The following is a 21,826-nucleotide window of genomic DNA, read 5'->3' as shown; positions in this document are numbered from 1 at the left end:
CTCCGCTCGCAAAGACGGCGGTGACTTGCGACGACCTTCTCCGTCATCGCGAGCGCAGCGAAGCGACCCAGGGCAGCGGGAGGTGTCCGGACGGGGCGCCTCCCTGGATTGCTTCGCTCCGCTCGCAAAGACGGCGGTGGCTTGCGACGACCCTCTCCGTCATCGCGAGCGGTGCGAAGCGACTGAGGGCAGCGGGCCGTGTCCCGAGGTGGCGCCTCCCTGGATTGCTTCGCTGCGCTCGCAAAGACGGCGGTGGCTTGCGACGACCTTCTCCGTCATCGCGAGCGCAGCGAAGCGACCCAGGGCAGCGGGAGGTGTCCGGACGGGGCGCCTCCCTGGATTGCGTCGCTGCGCTCGCAAGGACGGCGGTGGCTTGCGACCGCCCTCTGCGTCATCGCGCGCGTCCGACTACCGTGCCAGGGTGAGGAGCCTGTCGCAATCGATGTGGGCCTCGACATGTCGCGCGAGCCGGTCCAGGGCGGCCTCGACGCCGTCCTCGTAGGAGACCCCGCCCGCCCTCGCCCCCAGGCGGGCGAGCCATGCGGCGCGCTGCGCGTCGTCGGCGAAGAACCCGTGGACATACGTGCCGGAGACCCGCCCGTCGGCCGAGACCGCCCCGTCCGGGCGCCCGTCCGCGAGGCGCAGCAGGGGCCGCGCCGCATCGGGCCCGGCCGTGTCGCCCACATGCATCTCGTAGCCCGCGAAGGGCAGGCCGTCGGGCAGGCTGGTGCCGGTGACGCAGGCGAGGCGCTTGTCGGAGGTCAGCACGGTCTCGACGTCGAGGAGGCCGAGCCCGGCCACGGTGCGCGGCGGCCCCTCGATCCCGTGCGGGTCGGCGACGCGGTGCCCGAGCATCTGGTAGCCGCCGCACAGGCCGAGCACGTGGCCGCCCCGGCGGCGGTGGGCGCGGATGTCCACGTCCCACCCTTCGGATTTCAGGAATTCGAGGTCGTCGATGGTGGTCTTCGAACCCGGCAGGAGCACCAGGGCGGCCTCGGGCGGGATGGTCTCCCCCGGCCGCACCAGCACCACCCGCACGCCGGGCTCGGCCCGCAGGGGGTCGAGGTCATCGAAGTTGCTGATGCGGGGCATCACCGGCACGGCCACCGTGACGGCGCCCTCCCCCCGGGCCTCGGACCCGGTGAGCCCGAGCACGTCCTCGGCGGGCAACCGGGCCGCCTCGGGCAGGTGCGGCAGGAGGCCCAGCGCCTCCCATCCGGTCCGCGCGGCGACGATCCGCATGCCCTCGGCGAACAGCGTCGGGTCGCCCCGGAAGCGGTTGACGAGGAAGCCCACGATCATCGCCGCGTCCTGAGGGTCGATCACCGCCTTCGTGCCGACGAGGCTGGCGATGACCCCGCCCCGGTCGATGTCGCCGACGAGGATGACGGGCGTATCGGTGGCCCGGGCGAAGCCCATGTTGGCGATGTCGCCGGCCCGCAGGTTGACCTCCGAGGCCGAGCCCGCCCCCTCCACGAGGACGAGGTCCGCCTCCGCCCGCAGGCGGGCGAAGCTGTCGAGGACGGCACCCATCAGGCGGGGCTTCCAGGCCTGGTAGTCGCGGGCCTTCACGGTGGCCACCATCCGGCCCTGCACCACCACCTGGGAGCCGACCTCGCTCTGAGGCTTCAGGAGCACGGGGTTCATGTGGACCGAGGGGGGCACCCGGGCCGCCCGGGCCTGGAGCGCCTGGGCGCGGCCGATCTCGCCCCCGTCGGCGGTGACGGCGGCGTTGTTGGACATGTTCTGCGGCTTGAACGGGCGCACCCGCAGCCCCCGGTCGGCGAAGGCCCGGGCGAGGCCCGCGACGACCAGCGACTTGCCGACATCCGAGCCGGTGCCCTGGATCATCAGGGCGCGGGGGAACCCAGGGCGCACGCTCAGAACTCGATCCCTTCCTGCGCCTTCACCCCGGCGGCGAAGTGGTGCTTCACGCTGCCCATCTCGGTGACGAGGTCGGCGGCCTCGGTGAGGGCCGGCTTGGCGTTGCGGCCGGTGACGACGACGTGCAGGTCCGGCCGGCGGGCCGTGAGCGTCTCCACCACGGCCGCGAGGTCGAGGTACTCGTAGCGCAGGGCGATGTTGAGCTCGTCGAGGACCACGAGGCGGATCGAAGGGTCGGCCATCAGCGCCGTGGCGACGTCCCAGGCGTGGCGGCAGGCGGCGATGTCGCGGGCCTTGTCCTGCGTCTCCCAGGTGAAGCCCTCGCCCAGCGTGTGCCACGCCACCCGGTCGCCGAAGGCGGCCACCGCGTGGCGCTCCCCCGTATCCCAGCCGCCCTTGATGAACTGCACCATGCCGACCCGCCAGCCACGCCCCAGCGCCCGGAGCATGAGCCCGAGGGCGGCCGTGGTCTTGCCCTTGCCGGGGCCGGTATGGACGATGAGCAGGCCCTTCTCGACGGTCTTGGCGGCGACCTCGGCGTCCTGCACGGCCTTGCGCTTTTCCATCTTCTCCCGATGGCGGGCGGCATCGTCGGTCATGCGGGGATTCCTGCGGGGGCTTGCGGCTTCACGGTGAGGGGCAGGCCGGCGACGGTGAGCACGACGCGGTCGGCGAGGGCGGCCATGCGCTGGTGCAGCCGCCCGGCCTCGTCGCGGAACCGGCGGGCCAGGGCGTTGTCGGGCACGATGCCGAGGCCGACCTCGTTCGAGACCAGCACCACCGGCCCCGCCGCGGCGGCGCAGGCGGCGGCCAGGCGCCCGGCGGCGGCGGCCACGTCGGCCTCCGCCAGGATCAGGTTGGTGAGCCAGAGGGTGAGGCAATCGACCAGCACGGCCCCCTCCGCGGCGGCGATCGCCTCCGGCAGGGCGAGGGGCACGTCCCGGGTGATCCACCCCTCCCCCCGCCGGCCGCGATGGATGCGGATGCGCTCGGCCATCTCGTCGTCCCAGATCTCGGCGGTGGCGAGGTAGAGCCAGGGCGCGGGGCAGGCCATGACCAGCCCCTCGGCATGGGCGCTCTTGCCGGAACGGGCGCCCCCCAGGACGAGGGTGAGACGGGGGGGAAGCGGTGACATGCCCCCTCTTCGCCCGAACGGTGCCGCGGGTCAAAACCGCCGGTTGCCGTCGGCCGATCATCCGACTATAGAACCCCAGCCCGCGCGAGCGCCCTTCGTCTAGCGGTCCAGGACGTCGCCCTTTCACGGCGAAAACACGGGTTCGATTCCCGTAGGGCGCGCCAGGGCACCTCCCCCCCTCCAAGCGCAGAAACGTCGGCGATCGCAGGGCCTCGGCTCGCCGCCGGACGTGCCTTCCGGTGGTGCGAACCATGGCGCCGATGTCGGACCTGCTTTGCCGCGAGCTCGGCACCCACCGCGTCCGCCGGCCCCTCCCCCCTCATGTCCGCATCACGGACGGGAAGACCGCCCGGACGCGCAGCCTCGGCACGAAACACCCCGCTACGGCCGGGCGTGCGGTGGCCCGCCTCATGCCGGCCCGCATGACCCGATGCCGATGGACGGCGCGGGGGCGCGTCACCGCCGCGCGAGGAAGGTGCGGCTCAGGCTTGCCCAGTAGGCCGCGCCGACCGGCAGGACGTCGTCGTTGAAGTCGTAGCCGGGATTGTGGAGCGGAAGGCTCGGCCGGTCGCCGTCCACGCCGATCCAGGCATAGGCGCCGGGACAGGCGTTCAGCATGTAGGCGAAATCCTCGGAGGCCATCGAGGGCGCGAGGTCGTCGCGCCGGTCCGTGATTCCCGGCGTGGCGGCGGCGGCGGACAGGGCGATGGCGGCGGCGCCCGCCGCGTTGACGGTGGCGGGGTATCCGAACCGGTAGGCGACCTCCGCGCGGGCGCCGTGGGTGCCGGCGGTCCCCCGGGCGATCCCCTCCACGAGCTCCGCGATGCGCCCCCGCACCGCCTCGCTCAGGCACCGCACCGTCCCGCGGATCACGGCGCGGTCGGGGATGACGTTGTAGGCGTCGCCGCCATGGATCTGCGTGATGCTGAGCACGGCCGCGTCGGTGGCCGTGATCCGGCGGCTCACGATCGTCTGGAGGGCGAGGACGAGTTCGGACGCGATCAGGAGGGTGTCGGTGCCGCGCTCCGGCATGGCCGCGTGGGTCCCGAAGCCGAGGACGGTGATCTCGAAGGTGTCGAGGGAGGCCATGATCGGGCCCGCCCGGGTGGCGAAGGTCCCCACCGGCAGGCCCGGCCAGTTGTGCAGGCCGAAGACGTGGTCGCAGGGACACAGGCGGAACAGGCCGTCCTCCACCATCGCCCGCCCGCCGCCCTCGCACTCCTCCGCCGGCTGGAAGATGAAATGCACCGTCCCGGCGAGGTCGGCCTGGGCCGCGAGGTGCCGGGCGGCCCCGAGGAGCATCGCCACGTGCCCGTCATGGCCACAGGCATGCATCACGCCCGGCCGGCTTGAGGCGTAGGCAAGGCCCGTGGCCTCCTGGATCGGCAGGGCGTCCATGTCCGCCCGCAGGCCGACCGACGGCCCGTCGCCGCGGCTCAGGGTGCCGACGAGGCCGGTGCCGCCGAGCCCGGTGCGGACGGCGAGCCCGCAGGCGGCGAGCTCCCGGGCGACGAGATCCGCCGTGCGGGTCTCCTCGAAGGCGAGTTCGGGGTGGGCGTGGAGGTCCCGGCGCAGGGCGACCATGCGTTCGACGGTGTCCGACCCGATGCCCATCCGACCTCTCCTGCCGTCCTTGGCGTCTCTCGCCCCCGGGCGCCGTCCGCTCACCCCGCGGGGGCGTGCAGGAAGAACTGGGCGATCAGCACCGCGCCGAGGAACGTCCCGGCATTGGCCATGAACGAGACCACGACGATGCGCCACCCGAGGCGGCGGAAGGCGGGCACGTCCTTGGCCACCGAAAGGCCCGCGAAGGTCAGGATCGGCGTGGCGAGCGCCAGGAAGTTGATCTTGCCCGTCATGGCGGCCACCTCGGCCGCGTAGGGCATGCCGGGGTAGGTGAGCGCCATGCCGAGGACCGAGACCCAGAGCACCGCGGGCAGGCGCCGGCCGCAGAGCAGGTAGACGCACCAGCCCGACAGGACCGTGCCGAGGATGATCGCCATGCCGGCGACGACGGTGCCGTTCGGGGCGACGCCGTAGGTCAGCCAGTTGCCGATGAGGCCGTAGGCCCCGATCAGCAGCCACGCGACGACCGTCTCGGCGAAGCCGATCGGCGCCTCGTGATGGGCCGGCGCCGCCGCGCCCCCGCCGGCCGCCGCCTCCGGGACGGCGCTGCGCCGGCCGCGGCCGAGGATCGGCTCGAGCTTGCCGTAGGCCCAGATCGTGAAGGGCAGCGACAGGAACAGGGTGAAGTACGTGCCGATGGTCGTGGTGACGAGGTTGCTCGCCGCCGCGAAGGTCGCGACCTCCTTGGCGACCTCGGGCGTCTGCTGGGCGGCGATGGCGCCCGAGGCCGCGGCCATCATGCTGCCGGAGCCGACGCCCGCGCCCATCGCCAGGGCCAGGGGGTTGAAGATCCCGAGGCTGGTGACGAGCCCGGCCAGCACGGCGATGAACACCGCCCCGAACACGGTGCCGGTCAGGTACTCGGCGAGCACGCCGCGCCCCTCGGGCGAATCCATGCCGTAGCGTTCGCCGATGATGGCGAGGCTCGGCTCGCGGCCCACCGAGAAGGTCGCGCCGATGGCCTCGCGCTTGATGCCGAGCAGCAGCGCCACCGGCAGGCCGAACACCATCGTGCCGAAGAAGTGGCCGAATTCCTGGAAGACCAGGGCCCAGCCCGAGGCGAGGATCTTCGGCAGCGACCCGCCCACCAGCAGGCCGAGCTTGGCGATGAAGATCAGCAGCGCCGGCTGGAGGTAGGCGCTGGCCGCGTTCTGCAGGGCGCCGGTCAGGCGCAGGGGCGCCGGCAGGCGCGGGCTCAACAGCCCCAGCGCCCCGCCCAGCAGCAGGGCCCAGAGCAGGGGCAGCAGGACGATCTTGCCCGCCCCCAGGGGAATGCTGACGTTGCCGATGGCCTCGGCGATGGCGACGATGACGAGGGCGAGCAGGAACAGCGTGACCTTGCCGCCGCCCGAGACGGGCGGCACCGGGGGCCGGTCCTCCGTCGCGATCATTCCGCCCGCCATCGTCTTCCTCCCCCGCCCCGTCGGGGCCGTGTCCGGGCGTCGAGCCGCCCGTGTGGTTCGAACCTCCGCCGCCGGAGACGCCTCCGGCGGCCGGTCAGCCCACGTAGCCGAAGGCGACCGCGGGCTCGGCGGCGGTCTCGACCCATACGCTCTTGGTCTGGGTGTAGGCCATCAGCGCCTCCCGGCCCGACGAGCGGCCGAAGCCGGAGCGGCCGAAGCCGCCGAACGGCGAGGCCACGTTGATCGTCTTGTAGCCGTTGACCCAGAAGGTCCCGGCCCGGACGGCGGCCGCCACCCGGTGGCCGCGCCCGACATCGCCGGTCCAGACCGCGCCGGCCAGCCCATAGGGGGTCGCGTTGGCGAGCGCCACGGCCTCGGCCTCGTCCGCGAAGGGCAGGACGGTCAGGACCGGCCCGAACACCTCTTCCCGGGCGATCGCCGCCTCCGGCGCCACGCCGTCCACGATGGTCGGCCCGAAATAGAAGCCGCCGGTGTCCCGCAGGGCCGCCGGGCAGGCCCCGCCCGCCGCGATGGTCGCCCCCGCCGCGGCGGCGGCCTCGACCATGCCGGCGATCTTCTCGTGCTGGCGCCGGTTGTTGATCGGCCCGATCTGCGTCGCCGGGTCGGTGGGCGCGCCCACCGGGATGCGCCCGGCCGCATGGGCGAGCCGCGCGACGAACTCCGCATGGATCGACCGGTGGACGAGGAGCCGCGAGCCGGCCACGCAGCTCTGGCCCGCGCCCCCGAAGATCGCCGCCTGCGCGCCCAGCAACGCCCGCCCGAGGTCGGCGTCGGCGAAGACGATGTTGGCCGACTTGCCGCCGAGTTCGAGCACGCTCGGCACGATGTTGCGCGCCGCGGCGGCCGCGATCTGCGCCCCGGCCTCGGCCGAGCCGACGAACACGACGAGGCGGGTGTCCGGATGGGCCACCGCTGCCGCCCCGGTGGTCGGGCCGGCGCCGGCCAGCACCGAAACGAGGCCGCGGGGCATCCCCTCGGCCCGGTCGCAGAGCATGCCGAGGGCGAGCGAGGTGAGGGGCGTCAACTCCGAGGGCTTGAGCACCACCGCGTTGCCGGCGCAGATGGCGGGAGCGATCTGCCAGCCCGCCGTGAAGATCGGCGCATTCCAGGGGGTGATCTGCACCACGGTCCCGTGGGGCTCGTGGCGGGTGTAGTTCAGGTGCGAGGTCGGCACCGGGATGACCTCGCCGTGGAGCTTGTCGCACCAGCCGGCGTAGTACTCGAACATCTCCGCGACCTTGGCGACCTCGCCGCGGGTGTCGCGGATCGGCTTGCCGGCCGAGAGGGTCTCCAACTCGGCCAGGGCGTCGGCATGCTGCCGGACCAGGGCGGCCACGGCCCACATCGCGCGGCCCCGGGCGGCGGCGCTCATGCCCCACCAGCGGCGCTGTCCCTCCCGGGCCGCGCCCATGGCGGCGTCGACCACGGCCTGCCCGGCATCGGCGAAGCGCGCCAGGGTGCCGCCATCGGCCGGGTTGACGAGGTCGAGGGGCGCGCCCGCGCCCTCCAGGACCTCGCCCGCGACGACGCTGCCGATCCGGCCTTCCGGCAGGAACCCGGCGAGGAGGGTGGCGACCCGGCCGGCGGCGGCGGAGTGCGAAGGGCCGGACATCAGTGAGCTTCCTTGCGAGCGCGGTAATCGGCCATGCGGGTGAAGTCCTCCGCGTCGGGGATGGACCCTTGCGTGTCCTGCCAGATCCGCCGCACCTCGGCGGAGAGCGGCAGCGCGACCCCGCATTCCGCGGCGAGCTCCAGGGCGAGGCGCACGTCCTTGCGCATCAGGCCGGCGGAGAAGCCGCTGTCGAAGGTGCCCGACAGGACCCAGCGCGGGAGCATCACCTCGCTGATGGCGCTGCGGCCTGTGGCGGTGTTGACGACCTTGACCGCCTCCTCGGCGGACAGCCCGGCCGCCTCCGACAGGCGCAGGGCCTCGCCGGTGGTGACGAGGTGGGCGGCCACGAGCAGGTTGTTGACGAGCTTGACGATGTTGCCGGCCCCCGACGGGCCGACATGGGGCGCCCGGGCCGACATCGCCTCCAGAACCGGCTTGGCCAGGGCGTAATCCGCCTCCGCCCCGCCGATCATCATGGTCAGGGTGCCTTCGGCCGCGCCCGAGGGGCCGCCGCTGACCGGGGCGTCGAGGAGCGCGTGCCCCGCCGCCGCGAGGCGTTCGGCGAGGCGGCGGGTCGTGCCGGGATCCGAGGTGGAGGTGTCCACCACGACCACCTTGCGGTCGTGCCGGGAGAGCAGCCCGCCCTCCGCCGTCACCACCGCCTCGACGTCGCGGGCGAGCGGCAGGGAGAAGACCAGGGCGTCGGCCCGGCGGAGCACCTCGCCGAGGGAGTCCACGAAACGCACCCCCTGCGCCTCGACGGCGCCGCGCCGGCCCACGTCGATGTCGTAGCCCAGCACCGTGAAGCCCTTGCGGGCCAGGGTCGCGGCCATGCCGCGCCCCATGTTGCCGAGGCCGACGACCCCTACCGTCTCGATATCCATACCGGTCCGTTCCCACCCGATGGACCGATATTCCGCCAAAGGAGCGTTGCCACAACCATCGATTTTTGCACGGAGCGTGCGGAAAACGCGCACGCTCAAGGCAGCGAAGGCGGCGGCCGGAAGGCCACCATCCGCTCGGCGAGCCAGCCGATCAGCCGCCCGAGGCTCTCGGGCAGGCGCCGCCCGGTGCGGACGACGAGGTGGGCCGTGGCCTCGGAGAGGATGGTGTCGCGCAGGGGCACGGCGTCGAGGAGGTCGGCCTGCAGGTCCGCGGCGACGACGAAGCGGGGCAGGAAGGCGATCCCCATCCCGGCGGTGACGAAGCGCCGGTGGAGTTCGAAGGAGGCGGTCTCCAGCCGGGGCACGAGGCGGAAACCGCCATCGGCCTCGACGCGGCCGAGGAGCTGGCGCACGCCGTGGTCGGGCGGCAGCAGGGCCGCCGGCTCGGTGGCGAAGGTGCGCAGGGGGATGGGCGAGGACGAGCCCGCGAGGGGGTGCCCCTTCGGCAGCACGGCCAGCAGGGGCTGGCGGGCCGAAACGACGCCGCCGACATCCGGCCGGGCGGGGGGGTTGTAGGCGAGGCCGATATCCGCCTCGCCCTGCGCCACGGCGGCGAGGATGGCGTCCGTGGTGCCGATCTCGATCTGGTAGGTGATGCCCGGATGGGCCTGCGCGAATCCGGCGAGGGCGTTGTCGAGCAGGTCGAGCACGAACCCGGCGCCGCAGCGCAGGCGGACGGTCCCCTGCTGCACGCCCCTCAGTCGCTTCAGCCGGTCCTCCAGGAGGGCCGCCTCGTCCGCCTGCCGCTGGGCGTGCTCGGCGACCATCCGCCCCGCTTCCGTGGGGATCACGCCCCGGGGCAGGCGTTCGAGGAGGATTTCGCCGACCTGCGCCTCGAGCTCGATGATCTGCCGGCTCACCGCCGAGGCGGCGACGTTGAGGCCCTCGGCGGCGGTGCGCACCGACCCCGCGCGCACGACGGCGAGGAAGTAGCGGAGGGCGCGGTCGTTCATGGGACGGGGATCCTGCCTGGACCGCCGGGGATCATCAAGCGGCGCCGGGGTCAGGACCCCGGCGGCCGGTGCGCCCGGTGGTGCAGCAGGTTGAGGATCAGGGCCGTCCAGCCGGTCTGGTGCGAGGCGCCCAGGCCGGCGCCCGTGTCGCCGTCGAAGTATTCGTGGAACAGCAGCGCCTCCTCGCCGCCGGGGGTGGGCGGCATCGGTGGGCGGGCGCCGAAGATCGGGCGCGCCCCGTCCGGCCCCTTCGCGAAGAGCCCGATCAGCCGGTCCTCCAGCCCGTCGGCGATGGCGTTGAGGGTCAACGACACGCCCGAGCCGGTCGGGTATTCGACCAGGAAGTCGTCGCCGTAATAGGTGTGGAAGCGGCGCAGCGACTCGATGATCAGGTAGTTCACCGGCATCCACACCGGCCCGCGCCAGTTCGAGTTGCCGCCGAACATGTTGGAGGTCGATTCGGCCGGGTCGTAGCGGACGGTGAAGGAGGCGCCGAACTGGTTGAGGACGAAGGGGTGGTCCCGGTGCGCCTTCGACATCGAGCGCACCCCGTGGGCCGAGAGGAACTCGGCCTCGTCGAGCATGCGCCGCAGGAGCGCCTTCATCCGGTGGCCGCGCAGGAGCGACAGCAGCTTGCGGTCCCTGACGCCGCCCTCGTTCCACCGCGACACGAGGCAGGCGAGGTGGGGGCGGTTCTCCATCAGCCAGTTCAGGCGCCGGGCGAAATCCGGCAGGCGGTGGAGCACGGAGGGCTCGATCACCTCCACGGCGAAGAGCGGCACGAGGCCCACCAGGGACCGCACCCGCAGCGGCACCATCCCGTCGCCGGGGATGTCGACCTTGTCGTAGTAGAACTCGTCCTCCCCGTCCCAGAGGCCGAACCCCTCCCCGCCCATGTCGGTCATCGCCTCGGCGATGAGCAGGAAGTGCTCGAAGAACTTCGAGGCCGTGCTCTCGTAGACATGGTTGTCGAGGGCGAGCTCCAGGGCGATGCGCATCATGTTGAGGGCGTACATCGCCATCCAGGCGGTGCCGTCGGCCTGGTGGATCCGGCCGAAGCCGGGCGGCGGGCGGGAGCGGTCGAAGACGCCGACGTTGTCGAGCCCGAGGAAGCCGCCCTGGAACACGTTGCGGCCGTCGGCGTCCTTCCGGTTCACCCACCAGGTGAAGTTGATGAGCAGCTTGTGGAAGACGCCTTCGAGGAAGGCGAGGTCGCCGCGCCCGCCGCGGCGGTCCCGGTCGATCTCGAACACCCGGTAGGTCGCCCAGGCATGGACGGGCGGGTTGGCGTCGCCGAACTCCCACTCGTAGGCCGGGAGCTGGCCGTTGGGGTGCATGTACCATTCGCGGGTGAGCAGCAGGAGCTGCCTCTTGGCGAAGTCGGGGTCGAGGATCGCCAGGGGCAGGCAGTGGAAGGCGAGGTCCCAGGCCGCGAACCACGGGTATTCCCAGGTGTCGGGCATCGAGAGCACGTCGGCGGCGGCGAAGTGGCGCCACTGGGCGTTGCGCCCGGTCTCGCGCCCGTGGGGCGGCACCGGCTGGAGCGGGTCGCCGCGCAGCCAGAGCCGGACGTCGTAGCGGTAGAGCTGCTTCGACCAGATCAGCCCCGCGGCGGCCTGCCGGAAGATAACGCGGGCATCCGCATCGGCGATGCCCTCCTGCAATCCGTCGTAGAAGGCATCGGCCTCGCCCCGGCGGCGGCGGAGGGTGGCGTCCTCGCCCTGGACCGGCCGGAACCGGGAACCGCCGCTGAGCCTCAGCCGGATCCGGGCCGTGCCGCCCGGCTCCAGGCGCAGCGCGTAATGCAGGCCGAGCTTGGTGCCGCCGTCCCGCCTCACCGCGGAGGCGTCGCCTTCCACGATGGCCGCGTGCAGCCCGTCCTTGAACGGGCCGGCGGACTCCGGTGAGCCGCCGTGGCGGCGCAGGTTTGTGTCGTTCTCGCAGAACAGCAGGGCCGGCTCGCCCTCGAAGGACAGGCGATAGTCGCCCAGCGCCTCGTGGGAGCAGGCGACGCCCCCGTCGGCACAGGGCACGATCCGCGGGCGCGGCGCATCCGCGGTCCACGACCACGTGTTGCGGAACCAGAGCTGGGGGACGAGGTGGAGGTCGGCCGCCTCGGGCCCGCGGTTGAGCGCGGTGACGACGAGGTGGATGTCATCGACATCCTCCTTCGCGTACTCGACCGTCAGGTCGAAGTACCGGTTCTCCGCGAAGACGCCGGTATCCTCGATCTCGTATTCCGGCTCGTCGCGGCGGCGCTGCAGACCCACCCGCGTCAGCTCCTCGTAGGGGAACGCCGCCTGCGGATAGCGATAGAGGAACTTCAGGTAGGCGTGGCTCGGGAGCGCGTCGAGGTAGTGATAGACCTCCTTGACGTCCTCCCCGTGGTTGCCCTCCCCGTTGGTCAGGCCGAACAGCCGCTCCTTCAGGATGTGGTCCCGCCCGTTCCAGACGGCGAGGGCGAGGCAGAGCTGCCCGCGCTCGTCGCAGATGCCGGCGAGCCCGTCCTCGCCCCAGCGGTAGGCGCGGGAGCGTGCCTGATCGTGGGGCAGCGCCCGCCACGCGTCGCCGTCCTGGCTGTAATCCTCGCGGACCGTCCCCCATTGGCGCTCGCTGAGATAGGGCCCCCAGAGAGACCATGCCCGCTCGCCGCGCGCCTGCTCCGCGATGCGCCGGCGCTCCGCCCAATCCGTCGGTTCGCTCACGCGGGGACCCTGGCGGCGGACGGGATCGCGGCCGCGACGGCGGGGGCGGACGGCTTTCGACGGGGCATCTTGTCTCGCGGGATCGGGGGTCGGCGCGACCGGCGATGCATCATCGGCGCCAGACCGCACCCTCCCCGCCCCGGCCCTCGCCCTCCCGACAGCCGCCGCCCGTCAGGCCGGAGTGGCTAAATTGCCACGCCGGAGGGCGATCATATGTTGCTGCCACGTTTCCGGTTGAGTCACGGGAACGTGAGGTCATAAGATTTACTTCCGCTCGGAAGGTCAACGGAAGCATTCGGTCCTGTTTGAAGGACAGTTTCGCTTCACAGGAATGGCCGCCGGAGAGGAAACGAGACCAAACTATCCCGCCATAAGGCCGTAGATCTTAAAGAGGACACGGCTCAGATGTCAGAGTTTCCCCGTCAGCAGCTGCCGCGTGCGGCCGGGCTGGCCTTCCTGTTGTCCGCGACTGTCTCGCAGGCAGCGCTGGCCCAGTCCTCGCCGTATCAGGACCCCGGCCGCCCCGGCGATCCGGCGAGCTGGCGCACGCCGGAATTCCTCGCCGATTACGGCAAGGCCTCGATGAACGCGGACCAGGCCTATGCCCGGGGCATCACCGGCAAGGGCGTCCTCGTCGGGTCGGTGGATTCGGGCTACCTCGACACGCACCCGGAATTCGCCGGCCAGGCGAGCGCCCTCGCCAACACCGGCGCCTATTCCTCCACGAGCTTCCGCTACGACACCGGCACCACCCGGTCGGGCGTCTTCACCGCCGGCCAGGGCTACGCGGTCCCCGGCATCTGGCTGCAGGGCGTCAACGACAGCCACGGCACCCATGTCGATGGCACGATCGTGGCCCGGCGCGACGGCGTCGGCATGCACGGGGTGGCCTTCGGCGCCCAGCTCATCGCGACCAACACCAACGGCACCGATTCGTCGATCTACGGGCCGAACGCGGACTACGCCTACTTCAAGGGCGCCTACGGGAGCCTCGTCGCGCAGGGTGCGCGGCTCATCAACAGCAGCTGGGGCAGCCCGCCGCCCCGGGACAACTACAACACCCAGGCCGGCCTCATCGCCGCCTACGCCCCCTTTACGCGGCAGCTCAGCTGGCTCAACGCCATCGCCGATGCCGGCCGGGCCGGCGTGATCCAGGTGGTCGCCGCCGGCAATGCGGGGGCGAACAACCCCACCATCCGCGCCGCCCTGCCCTACTTCCAGCCCGATCTCGAGAAGGACTGGATCTCCGCCTCGGGCCTCAACGGCGCCGACCAGACCCAGTTCAACCGCTGCGGCTTCGCCAAGTACTGGTGCATCGCCGCCCCCGGCCGCAACATCGTCTCGACGGTGGTCAACCTCACCACCGGCGCGGCGGGCTACGGCGCGAAGAGCGGCACGTCGATGTCGGCGCCGCACGTCTCCGGCGCCCTGGCCCTCGTGATGGAGCGCTACCCGTACATGACCAACGAGCAGGCGCGCGACGTGCTGCTCACCACCGCGACCCATCTCGGGACCGGCCCGGCGGGCGTGCCGAACGAGGTGTTCGGCTGGGGTAAGATCGACCTCGGCCGCGCGATGAACGGGCCGGGCCAGTTCCTCGGCCGCGTCGAGGCGACCCTCGGCACGGGCGTTTCGGACACGTGGTCGAACGACATCTCCGACGTCGCCCTGCGCCAGCGCCTCGTGGAGGACACCGCCGAGCACGCCGCCTGGGAGCGGACGAAGGCGACGCGGGGGTGGAGCGCCGGGCTCCCGGCCACCGCCACGGCGGACGAGCAGGCCGAGTACGGCTGGCGCGTGGCCCGGGACCAGGCCTTCCTCGGCCGGACCTACCAGGGCGGCCTGACCAAGTCCGGCGGCGGCGTGCTGGAGCTGACCGGCCAGAGCACCTACGCGGGCTCCACCGAGGTGAACGGCGGGCTTCTCGTCGTGAACGGGTCGATCACCTCGCAGGCCAACGTCAACGGCGGCGGCACCCTCGGCGGCTCGGGCCGCGTCGGCGGCCTGACCGTCGCCTCCGGCGGCGCGGTGGCGCCGGGCAACAGCATCGGCACGCTGACGGTCGCCGGCGCGGCCCGCTTCGCGCCGGGTTCGACCTACTTCGTCCAGGTCGGCGCGGACGGGCGCAGCGACAGGATCGCGGCCGGGGGCGCCGCCCGGATCGACGGCGGCACCCTGCAGGTGTCCACGGAGAACGGGGCGCCGTCCCTCACCGTGGCCGAGGCCCGCGCCCTGCTCGGCCAGCGCTACACCGTCCTCACCGCGGCGGGCGGCGTGACCGGCCGCTTCGACGCCACGACGCCCCAGTACACGTTCATCGGCACCGGCCTCGACTACGGGGCGAACGACGTCGGCCTCTCGGTGGCGCGCAACGGGACGACCTTCGCCTCGGTGGCCGCCACCCGCAACCAGGGGGGCGTCGGCGCGGGGATCGAGAGCCTGGGGGCGGGCAGCCGCCTCTACGAGTCGATCCTCGTCACCACCGATCCGGGGGCCGCCCGGTCGACCTATCGGGCGCTCTCGGCCGACATCCACGCGAGCACCGTGTCGGCGACTTACGAGACGGCGTTCTTCGTCCGCGAGGCGATCCTCGACCGGCTGCGCTGGGGCACCACCCCCGGCGTCGCGGACAGGCTGACCTACGGGCTGCTGCCGTCCACCTACGCGGCCGACCTGCCGTGGCGGGCGGCCCCGGTGCCGGTGCCGTTCCAGATCGCCGATCCGCGGGTCTTCGGCCTGTGGGGACAGGCGTTCGGCGCCTTCGGCCGCACCCGCACGGACGGCAACGCGGCGGGCATCGACCGGCAGATCTCGGGCTTCGTCGTCGGCGCGGACGTGCGGCTGGAGAACGGCATCAAGCTCGGCCTCGCGGGGGGCTACACCGAAGCCGCCCTCGACACGCCCGGGCGGCTGCAATCGGCCACGATCTCCAGCCCGTTCGGCGGCGTGTATGGCGGCTACGAGCTGGGTCCGGTCTCCCTGCGGCTCGGCGCGACCTATGCCGACAACGACGGCCGCACCCGCCGCACGGTCGCCTTCGCCGGGATCGCCGACACGCCGAACGGCCGGCCGGGGGGCTCCACGGTCCAGGGCTTCGGCGAGCTGGGCTATCGCATCCCCCTCGGGCCGGCGGCCCCCGTGGCGCTGGTCTCGAAGGGCGCGCGGGTCGTGCCGGTGCAGCCGTCCACCGCCTTCCTCGAGCCCTTCGTCGGCGGCGCCTACGTCGCGATCCGCCGGGACCGGTTCTCGGAGACCGGGGGCATCGGCGCGGTGACGAGCTTCGCGCGCGACTACGACCTCGGGGCGTTCACCGCGGGCGTGCGGGGACAGACGGCCCTCGACCTCGGCCTCGGCCTGCCGGTCTCGGCCCATGCCCTCGTCGGCTACCGCCGGGCCTTCGGCGACGTGGTGCCGACGGCGCTCCTGGCCTTCACCGGCGGGGCGGCGTTCCTCAGCGCCGGGGTGCCGATCGACCGGGACGCCCTGGTGGCGGAGGCGGGGCTCGACCTCGCGGTGGCACCCAACGCGACCCTCGGCCTCGCCTATACGGGCCAGACCGGGACCCGCGCCCAGGACCAGGCGGTGAAGGGCAACTTCACCTACCGGTTCTGATCCCTCCGTCGCACGCGGCTCCCCCGCCGGGTGCGACGCCCCTGCGGGAGGAGGCCTCCCTCATCCCCCGAAGGCCCGGAGTGGCAGGCCGGTGACGCCGGTGGCGACCTCGAACAGGGCGCCGGCCGCGGGCTCGTGCTCCCGGCCCCGGCACGAGGACGTCACGAACAGCCGGTCGAGGCCGGGGCCGGCGAAGGCGCAGCTGGTGATGTGGGCCGCCGGCAGGGCGATGGCCCGCACGAGGCGCCCCTCCGGATCGATCCGGCTGATCCGGCCGCCGCCCCAATGGGCGATCCACAGGCAGTCCTCGGCATCGGTGGTCATCCCGTCCGGGTAGCCCCAGGCATCGGGAAAGCGCAGGAACGTGCGCTTGCCGGAGAGTCCGCCGTCCTCCGCGAGGTCGAAGGCGTAGACGGTCCGCGCATCGCTGTCGCTGTGGAACAGGGTGCGGCCGTCGCGGCTGAAGGTCGGGCCGTTGGCGACACCGTAGTGGCGGTCGAGGCACCGCCACGTCAGGTCGGTGTCGAGCCGGTGCAGGGCGCCGGAATCGATCCCGCCCTCGCAATGCTTGCTGCCCGCCCAGATCCGGCCGGCGCCATCGACCTTCGCGTCGTTGAGCCGGTTGTCGGGATGCTCCGGCTCGGGGTCGCCGATCGGGGTGAGGCGGTCGGCCTCGAAGTCGTAGGCCGCGAACCCGCTCTTGAGCCCGACGACGAAGTCCCGGCGGCCCGCCCGCGGGATGATCCAGCCGACCGGTTCCGGGAAGGGTCGGCTGCCGGTCTCGCCCCGGGCCAGATCGAGCCAGCGGATGCCCGGCGCCTCGATGTCGACCCAGAACAGCCACCCCCGCTCCGGCACCCAGACGGGGCCTTCGCCGAGGAGGTCCCGCCCGGGGCGGGGGACGATGCGGAACTCCGCCGACATGGCACCTCCTGCGGGGCGGTGCCCCCTTAGGCCGCGAAGCCCTGCACATAGCGCCCGCGACCGCCGTGGGCAGCGGCCCGGCCCCCTCCCCGCGACCGGGCCGGGCGAGACGGCAGGCGGGGCCGGCGAGCATGGCGCCGCCGCACCGCGCGAGGGCCACGGTGCCGATGGACCTTCCGGGGATTCGGCGAGTTGAGGGGTATGATCGTCCAGCCCTCATCCCCGCCGGAGCCCGACCGTCTCGCTCTGACGGAGTCGGCGCTCGCCAACGCCGACAGCCTCTGGCGCGCCGAGATGCGCCGCAACTACGGTCCGGACGGCGTACTGGTCTACGGCTTCGCCCCCGAGGGACAGGGCGGCCTCGGGACGGCCCTGCGACGGAGCTACGAGGCGCGCCGCGTCGCCGTCGCCCTCTGGCGCCACGAACGGCGCCGGGGCGCATAGCTGGTTTCCGCAGTCGGCCGGCCGACCCTGCGGGACAGCCTCCGCTGCCACGTCCTGCGGGACGGGGAGGCGCGGAGGCTGATCGACTCGGCCGACCCACCGGGCCGCCTGACGCGTGCGGCCTGCGGTTCCCAAAATATTTCTTCTCCTCCACACCATCTTCCGGGGACCTAACCGCCCGGGGCGAGGTTCTTCGAAGGCTCAGCGCTGGCGAGATCACCCCCCGCGGCCTCCGACGTTCAGCAACGGGAGATATTAAAAGATGGCCACGAAACAGAAGACTCTGCAGGATGCGTTCTACGAGACGCTGAAGGACGTGTACTATGCTGAGAAGCAGTCCGTTCGCGCGCTGAAGAAGTCTGCGAAAGCTGCCGAACACGACGAGCTGAAGCAGGCGTTCGAGACCCATGCCGAGGAGAGCGCCAACCAGGTCGAGCGCCTGCAGCAGGTGTTCGAGATCATCGGCAAGCCGGCCCGCGCCAAGACCTGCGAGGCGATGCAGGGCCTGACCTCCGAGATGGAGGAGGATCTGGAGGATTTCGGCGACAGCCCGGCCGCCGACGCCGTGCTGGCCGCCTGCGCCCAGGCCCTCGAGCATTACGAGATCGCCCGCTACGGCACCCTCAAGACCTGGGCGAGCCAGCTCGGCTTCGACGACGCGGCCAAGCTGCTCGACGAGACCCTGCAGGAAGAGAAGAAGACCGACCAGCTCCTCACGGAGATCGCCGGGCGCATCAACATGGACGGTTCGGAGGGTGCCGCCGACGAGGAGGCCGAGCCGGCCCCCGCGCCCAAGAAGGGCGGCAAGTCCAAGGCGGCGTGAGGGACACGATGACGGTCGATCTCAGCCAGATCCGGGACCACATGCCCGTCGTCGGCTCCGACGGCGGCCATGTCGGCACCGTCGATCACCTCGACGGGCAGCGCATCAAGCTGACCCGGACCGATCCGGATGCCCAGGGCATCCACCACTTCATCCATGTCGACTCGATTCAGGCGATCGAGGCGGGGGAGGTCCGGCTGAACCGCACCGCTGCGCAGGCCAAGGACGAGTGGGGCACGGCGGAGTAAGGGTCGGATTCCGCGCGACGCGAGAGGGGGGCGGCCGAAGGGCGGCCCCCTTTACCAAGCTCCTGCACAGGAACGGAACGGCGATCCGCACCGGCCCATGGGCCAGGGACGACGGTACGCAACCGAGATCGGGCGTGCCGGACCCGCCAGCAGAGTGGACCGGGCCACCGGCGCCCTCCCGCCACCGGTGGCAGGTCGGCGCGGGGATCGTGGATGTCCTGTCCCCCGGGAGGAGGCGCATGGCGACGCTTGGCCCATGGCACCGGGCCTTCCGTCCGCGCATCGTGTTCGGGAAAGGTGGGCCCCGGGGCCGAAGCCCCGGGTTCTGTTTCTACGGCTGCCCTGCCGCAAGATGCTTACGCCGCGAGGCGGGCATCCATGACAACGTTATCGTTGGCATTTAGAGTTTTGGTCAGGTGCCCGGAACAGGGGTTGCCTGCGCCGAACCGGTCGAGTCCTTACCGAAAGCCGCATCTTACCCTGCCGAAGCAGGACAGAACTCGCGATCCCTTTACCGTCCAGTCGATCCTGTTTCGCCCCCAGCAGAAGCACCCTCGCAGCGTGCGCCCCGGACGTGCCGGGCGCTCGCCCTGCCCCCGCGCGGACGCGGAGCAGGAGGCTTCTGGTGGAGGCGCCGGGTACCGCCCCCGGGTCCTGAAACGTTATTATGAACCGGTCATCAACCTCGCGACCATCATACCCGCAACCGGGCGAAGGGTCCACTGTCCCGGCATGGGATTGTTGGCCGCGCCCGGCGCACACGCGGCGATAACCCGGCGCGTCCATTCTCCCGGTCGAGCCGCGTTGCGTATCGGCTCGCCCTCCCGGCCCCCCGCCCGCTGTGTCTCAGCCCGTGTGGGAGAGCCGCTCGGCCCAACGGTCCCTGTCGGCGCCGCACCCCCGGTCGGTCAGTGTCGCCACGACGGGCGACGCCCGCACCTGCAGGGCGAACGAGCGAGCGAGGATCGACAGCTTCTCATCGAGCCACGTCGCCCAGACCGGCTGGTCGGCATAGGCGCGCCCCTTGAACAGGAAGGCGACCTCCACGGTCCGCGACGCGCTTCCGGCCACGAGATCGCGGTGCCAGCCGTCGCTGGCGACGTAGCCCAGCCAGACGCGGCACGCCCCCTTCTCCCCGACGACCGCCGCCTGCCCGGTCATGCGGTCGTCGGCGCGGGTCGCGAACCCGTCCTCGGAAAGGATCCGGACGAGGCGCGCCTCGGGCTTGGCGCCATCGTCGGCGACCGCGCCGATCGTCCACAGCTTCAGCGGCACGGACAGCGCCAGGAGCGCGGCGAGCGCCGGGCCGAACGCGCGCCTAGGCGACACGGCGGGCTCCGTAGCTGAGCGTGCCGAACACCGTCCCGACCATCAGCCAGCTCGCCACCCCCGCGCCCACGGCACCGTGGAGAAGGTCGTAGTGCTGGGGGAAGAGTCCCATCAGGCAAATCCGGGCGGCGTTGAGCGCGACGATCAGGCCGCAGCACAGGGCGCACCATCCGAGGCCCGGCGCCCGGCGCGGCCCCGCGAGCTGCTGGAACAGGACCCAGCCGAGCACGGTCAGCGACACGTTCGCCACCGAGGAGCAATGAGCCGCGATCCACAGGCGCGTATGCCCGTCGGCCAGGGTGATGACGTTGCCCATCCGCTCCAGGCCGAGCACGAGGCTGACGAGCATCGTATCGGCCTGCAGCAGCAGGGTGCTGAACAGGGAGAAGACCAGCTTGCTCCAGAACATCGGGACGGTGATCGCGAGGAGGATCCAACCCCCCTTGGCCGCCGACGATCCCTTGTCCGCCTTCGCGACGATCTCCAGCGCGAGCAGCGCGAGACCGATCCACGCGACGAACTTGACGGGGAGCAGGAAGATGACGGCGAGGCCGAGGAAGACGCGCTCCTCGTTGCGCGTCGGGGCGCGGTCGGGTTCCCGCCTCAGCAGGTCGAGGGTGATCGCCATGGCGACCCAGACGATGACGCTGACGCCGAAGGTGTTCGCCAGGGCGCCGGAGAAGCCCAACTCATCGATGCTGGACCCGACCTGAAAGGCGATCGCGTTCAGGAAGCCGATCGCCACGAGCGACGACAGCGCCACGTTTCGGGAGCTCCACGGCACGGGGTGCATGGGGGCGTCCTCCGCTCGGCCTCCCGCCGTCAGGTGCGGAGCCCGTACTTGCGCCAGAGCGCGTACCCTCCGGCGATGAGCAGGAACGGCAATCCGGCCCCGGCGATCGGGCCGGGGGCGCCGAGGTTGCGTCCCCCAGCCCCGCCGCCGCCGCCGCCGCCGAAATCGAACACGCTGGAGGATCCCGCGGAGCCTTCGCCCGATCGCGGGCCGGTGCCGGTGCTGGCCAGAAGCGAGGCCTGTGCGGCGGACGAGCCGCCGCCGCCCCCGCCCGAAACGCTCCCGCCCTGCGGCGGAGACACGGTGAAGCCGGACGGTGGCGTCGAGGACAAGCTTTGAGCCGACGTCATCGTGCTCGAAGTCTGTGATCGGCCGCCGACGCAGGGACTCACGACGCTGTCGGTTTGGGGAGAACCGGGCTCGATCCGGGCGGGAGTGCCGCAACATCCCTGGAGCAGGCTGGCTGAAGGGCTGAGCGCGCCGCAACGGTCGGCGCCGTCCGGCGATTGCGCGACGAGATCACGGGTGTCGGGAAGATCACCGGTCGCAGCCGCCGCGACCGCGGTCGATAAACCCAATCCGACGATGCCGAAGGCGATGCTACGTAAGTAATTCATCGGAATTATCCGGCTAGCCAGAAACCATTACCGATTGGTATCGGAGCAATGCGTAATGAAGCAATACTTAACCAAGCTTGGCAGCGGAGATGTACAGAAATTCTGTAAAATTGCGGTTATTTACTGAGGTCCGTACTGCACCCGCGGCATCGGTTGATCGCACGGACGGCGCCTGACTCGGGCGCTGCATTCCTCCACGGGAACCGCACCGACAGCGCGGGCTGGCGGGCCAGCAAGCGACAGGGCTGCGGAAGGCCTTTCACTTACAAGTACCTACGCAACCGGTCTGAAAACTACTTAAGCAAAAATGCGTAGCAATTGATGAAATTAACGAAGAGATTAGAACGCCGACCAGAGCGACGAAATCTGATTGTGAAGCGTCCCGACAGGCGCTAATTAGTATAGGATAAACGAATTATTAACCAACGAAATTCCTGAGCCCGACACTGGCCTCACCCAGGAGCCGAGACCATGCCGCGCGCTGCGCCACGATCGATCGTACCCATGATTTCCGGTGTCAGGCAGGCGAATGTCGTCCTGTTGTCGATCCGGCACCAACGCCTCGGCTGGATGGCCAAGCGCGGGATCGACGTCACGGTGGCGGGGGCCGCACTGCTGCTTCTGCTGCCGTTGCTGCTGCTCGTCGGCGCGGCGGTGTGGATGGGGGACCGCAAGTCGCCGATCTTCCGCCACAACCGCCTCGGCCGGGGCGGGACGCCGTTCGGCTGCCTGAAGTTCCGCACGATGGTGGTG

At 71.8% G+C, this 21,826-nt stretch carries 18 protein-coding genes, 1 tRNA gene and 1 other RNA gene; 6 read left to right on the top strand and 14 right to left on the bottom strand.

The genetic code is table 11. The features are described from left to right. Positions 1-408 precede the first annotated feature (408 nt). Genes MKK53_RS02660 through cobU form a run of 3 tightly spaced genes read right to left on the bottom strand, consistent with a single transcriptional unit; the run spans position 409 to position 3,019 of the window. Complete coding sequence (locus MKK53_RS02660; RefSeq protein WP_243926775.1) at positions 409-1,851, bottom strand: cobyric acid synthase; 1,443 nt, start codon at positions 1,849-1,851, stop codon at positions 409-411. 29 nt (positions 1,852-1,880) lie between these two features. Then, complete coding sequence (gene cobO, locus MKK53_RS02655; protein WP_243926637.1) at positions 1,881-2,483, bottom strand: cob(I)yrinic acid a,c-diamide adenosyltransferase; 603 nt, start codon at positions 2,481-2,483, stop codon at positions 1,881-1,883. Beyond that, positions 2,480-3,019 (bottom strand): bifunctional adenosylcobinamide kinase/adenosylcobinamide-phosphate guanylyltransferase, encoded by a 540-nt coding sequence (gene cobU, locus MKK53_RS02650; protein WP_243926635.1) that lies wholly within the window; start codon positions 3,017-3,019, stop codon positions 2,480-2,482. The genes cobO and cobU overlap by 4 nt, the downstream gene beginning before the upstream one ends. A gap of 88 nt (positions 3,020-3,107) precedes the next feature. Here cobU and MKK53_RS02645 point away from each other — a divergent pair. Next, positions 3,108-3,183: transfer RNA gene (locus MKK53_RS02645), tRNA-Glu, on the top strand. 292 nt (positions 3,184-3,475) lie between these two features. Here the strand turns inward: MKK53_RS02645 and MKK53_RS02640 are convergent. From MKK53_RS02640 to MKK53_RS02615, 6 genes are all read right to left on the bottom strand, one after another. Beyond that, a complete protein-coding gene (locus MKK53_RS02640; protein ID WP_243926633.1) occupies positions 3,476-4,633 on the bottom strand; it encodes a M20 aminoacylase family protein in 1,158 nt (385 codons plus the stop codon). 50 nt (positions 4,634-4,683) lie between these two features. Further along, on the bottom strand, positions 4,684-6,048 hold the full coding sequence (locus MKK53_RS02635) for a DUF3100 domain-containing protein (RefSeq protein WP_243926631.1): 1,365 nt from the start codon (positions 6,046-6,048) through the stop codon (positions 4,684-4,686). A gap of 94 nt (positions 6,049-6,142) precedes the next feature. Further along, positions 6,143-7,681 (bottom strand): aldehyde dehydrogenase family protein, encoded by a 1,539-nt coding sequence (locus MKK53_RS02630; protein WP_243926629.1) that lies wholly within the window; start codon positions 7,679-7,681, stop codon positions 6,143-6,145. After that, a complete protein-coding gene (locus MKK53_RS02625) occupies positions 7,681-8,565 on the bottom strand; it encodes an NAD(P)-dependent oxidoreductase (RefSeq protein ID WP_243926627.1) in 885 nt (294 codons plus the stop codon). Before MKK53_RS02625 ends, MKK53_RS02630 begins: the two co-directional genes overlap by 1 nt. 95 nt (positions 8,566-8,660) lie before the next feature. Next, entirely contained in the window at positions 8,661-9,578 is a 918-nt protein-coding gene (locus tag MKK53_RS02620) for a LysR family transcriptional regulator (RefSeq protein WP_243926625.1), read from the bottom strand. Between the two features lie 50 nt (positions 9,579-9,628). Beyond that, positions 9,629-12,283: an MGH1-like glycoside hydrolase domain-containing protein gene (locus MKK53_RS02615; RefSeq protein WP_243926623.1), complete on the bottom strand. Its 2,655-nt coding sequence runs from the start codon at positions 12,281-12,283 to the stop codon at positions 9,629-9,631. 405 nt (positions 12,284-12,688) lie between these two features. Between MKK53_RS02615 and MKK53_RS02610 the strand changes: the two genes are divergently transcribed. Further along, on the top strand, positions 12,689-15,895 hold the full coding sequence (locus MKK53_RS02610) for an autotransporter serine protease (RefSeq protein WP_243926621.1): 3,207 nt from the start codon (positions 12,689-12,691) through the stop codon (positions 15,893-15,895). Between the two features lie 60 nt (positions 15,896-15,955). Here MKK53_RS02610 and MKK53_RS02605 read toward each other — a convergent pair whose 3' ends face one another. After that, positions 15,956-16,819: an SMP-30/gluconolactonase/LRE family protein gene (locus MKK53_RS02605; RefSeq protein WP_243926619.1), complete on the bottom strand. Its 864-nt coding sequence runs from the start codon at positions 16,817-16,819 to the stop codon at positions 15,956-15,958. Positions 16,820-17,020: 201 nt separating this feature from the next. On the opposite strand from MKK53_RS02605, the gene MKK53_RS02600 reads away from it, so the two are divergent. The 3 genes from MKK53_RS02600 to MKK53_RS02590 all read left to right on the top strand — a co-directional run bounded on the left by MKK53_RS02600 (position 17,021) and on the right by MKK53_RS02590 (position 18,334). Then, entirely contained in the window at positions 17,021-17,263 is a 243-nt protein-coding gene (locus MKK53_RS02600; protein ID WP_243926617.1) for a hypothetical protein, read from the top strand. A gap of 262 nt (positions 17,264-17,525) precedes the next feature. Next, a complete protein-coding gene (locus MKK53_RS02595; protein ID WP_243926615.1) occupies positions 17,526-18,086 on the top strand; it encodes a ferritin-like domain-containing protein in 561 nt (186 codons plus the stop codon). 8 nt (positions 18,087-18,094) lie between these two features. Then, entirely contained in the window at positions 18,095-18,334 is a 240-nt protein-coding gene (locus MKK53_RS02590; protein WP_243926613.1) for a DUF2171 domain-containing protein, read from the top strand. A 503-nt stretch (positions 18,335-18,837) separates the two neighbouring features. Here the strand turns inward: MKK53_RS02590 and ssrA are convergent. The 4 genes from ssrA to MKK53_RS02570 form a co-directional block, all read right to left on the bottom strand. Next, positions 18,838-19,009: a transfer-messenger RNA gene (gene ssrA / locus MKK53_RS02585) on the bottom strand. Positions 19,010-19,180: 171 nt separating this feature from the next. After that, positions 19,181-19,663 (bottom strand): hypothetical protein, encoded by a 483-nt coding sequence (locus MKK53_RS02580; RefSeq protein WP_243926611.1) that lies wholly within the window; start codon positions 19,661-19,663, stop codon positions 19,181-19,183. After that, the gene (locus tag MKK53_RS02575; protein ID WP_243926609.1) at positions 19,653-20,426 is read right to left on the bottom strand and encodes a hypothetical protein; all 774 of its coding nucleotides are present in this window, start codon (positions 20,424-20,426) and stop codon (positions 19,653-19,655) included. Before MKK53_RS02575 ends, MKK53_RS02580 begins: the two co-directional genes overlap by 11 nt. A 59-nt stretch (positions 20,427-20,485) precedes the next feature. After that, positions 20,486-21,073 (bottom strand): hypothetical protein, encoded by a 588-nt coding sequence (locus MKK53_RS02570; RefSeq protein WP_243926607.1) that lies wholly within the window; start codon positions 21,071-21,073, stop codon positions 20,486-20,488. Positions 21,074-21,577: 504 nt separating this feature from the next. On the opposite strand from MKK53_RS02570, the gene MKK53_RS02565 reads away from it, so the two are divergent. Then, positions 21,578-21,826: sugar transferase (locus tag MKK53_RS02565; protein ID WP_243926605.1), on the top strand; the 249-nt coding region annotated here is incomplete at its 3' end.

Source organism: Methylobacterium sp. J-076 (assembly GCF_022829405.1).
In the GTDB taxonomy this organism is placed as follows: domain Bacteria; phylum Pseudomonadota; class Alphaproteobacteria; order Rhizobiales; family Beijerinckiaceae; genus Methylobacterium.
This window is presented reverse-complemented; position numbering and strand designations above follow the sequence as displayed.